Source organism: Streptomyces pyxinae, from assembly GCF_024756275.1.
GTDB classification, from domain to species: Bacteria; Actinomycetota; Actinomycetes; order Streptomycetales; family Streptomycetaceae; genus Streptomyces; species Streptomyces pyxinae.
In genome coordinates, this window is sequence record NZ_JANUGQ010000063.1 from 1 (window position 1) to 1,397 (window position 1,397).

The window sequence follows — 1,397 nt, forward strand, 5'->3', positions numbered from 1 at the left end:
TCCGGCGTTCCACCCGGTGCCCGTGCCGATCTCCAGCACCTTGTGGCCGTCCTCCACGTCCAGCAGGTCGAGCACGCGGAAGACGAGGGAGGGCGCGGAGGCGGAGGAGGAAGGCCACCGGTCGTCGTCATTCATGGGCTCGTCACCGTCGTTGAGCTGGATGACGGCGGGTTCGTCGCTGTAGGCGGCCCACAGCCACCGTTCGGGAGCGTCCTTGCGGTCGATGGGGGCGTAATCCGGCGTCCGGCGGATGCGGTCGGGCAGGAAGCGGTGGCGGGGAACGGCCCAATAGGCCTTGTCCCAGGCGGGGGTGAGGGGAGCGCCCAGGTTGTGGGTCAGTTCGCTGAGCAGGGCGCGCAGGGCGATGTGCTCGGCGGCTTCGCTGTGACTCATGTGCGTGGTTCAGTCCTTCTCGCGCTTCGGTGCGGTGACCGCGCAGGCGGCCGGAGTGATGGTGTGGTTCATGCGGCAGGAGGCTCGGGCCGGTAAACCTGCCGAACCCCGGTGGGCATGCGCCAGGGCCGGGGGTAGCCCTCCAGATGCAGCACGCGTTCGCCGGGTCCGTTGGAGCGCATGTCCCGGATGCGGTACGTGCCCCGGCCGTCCACCTGCACGTAGTCCCCGACCCGCACCTCGGCCGGGGTGCAGATGACCGGCACGGTGCCGGGCGGGACGCGGGAGGCGCGGGGCGGCGCCGGGCGGAGCAGGACGCAGCGGTGGGGCAGGGCCCGCCAGGTGTACCCGGCGGTGTCCTTGAGGTCGAGCACTCCGTTCCGCCGGTCCCACACCGTGCCGGCCAGATCCCGCGCGGTGTCCCGCACCACGTCCCCGACCACGAAGCGGTGGTACGTCATGGCGACTTCACCACACGTCCCGGGCGATTGGCCGGGCGGAGATCGCCAGTCACCGGTCCCTGGCGTCGCCACCGCCATCGTTCCGACGCCAAGGCGGCGTGACTCCGAGTTGTGCTACGACTTCCCCTGGTAGTCAGCATGGTGGAGAAGTTAGGCAGGGCGAAGCGCGCTGCCTAGAGGATCGAGTAGGGGCAGCATAGGGGCATGACAGTCGGTCAGTTGATCCGAGAACTGCGCCAGGCGCGAGGGTGGAGTCAAGGCAAGCTCGCTGATGCGATCAACCGTCAGTTTCGAACGGCGCTTACGCGGGAGTACGTCGCGCGCTGGGAGCGTTGCAAGGTGCAGCCGGGAGCCTTTTACCTTCGGTGTCTGTCGGCCGTCCTGGACGTGCCCCTAGCCGTGTTCGAGGATGATGTGAAGCGACGCACGTTTCTGGCCGATGCGGCCGCCACGGCCATAGCTCCGCTGGCGGCTCATGATCTTTTGGACGCGGGATTCGCGGCGCGGCTCGGAGGTGGTCCGACCGGAGAGGAGTGGGAGGCG

Annotated in this window: 2 protein-coding genes and 1 pseudogene; 1 reads left to right on the forward strand and 2 read right to left on the reverse strand. The window is 69.1% G+C overall.

The features are described 5' to 3' along the window. Positions 1-393, reverse strand: a pseudogene (locus tag NX801_RS30565) (methyltransferase domain-containing protein); the annotation flags it as partial. Positions 394-461: 68 nt separating this feature from the next. Further along, entirely contained in the window at positions 462-854 is a 393-nt protein-coding gene (locus NX801_RS30570) for a hypothetical protein (RefSeq protein WP_258791222.1), read from the reverse strand. A 204-nt stretch (positions 855-1,058) separates the two neighbouring features. Between NX801_RS30570 and NX801_RS30575 the strand changes: the two genes are divergently transcribed. Continuing rightward, on the forward strand, positions 1,059-1,397 hold a 339-nt coding region (locus tag NX801_RS30575), incomplete at its 3' end, for a helix-turn-helix domain-containing protein (RefSeq protein WP_258791223.1).

Coding starts and splice junctions, on each gene's coding strand:
- NX801_RS30570 (WP_258791222.1), bottom strand. CDS start 854: ATGACGTACCACCGCTTCGTGGTCGGGGACGTGGTGCGGGACACCGCG.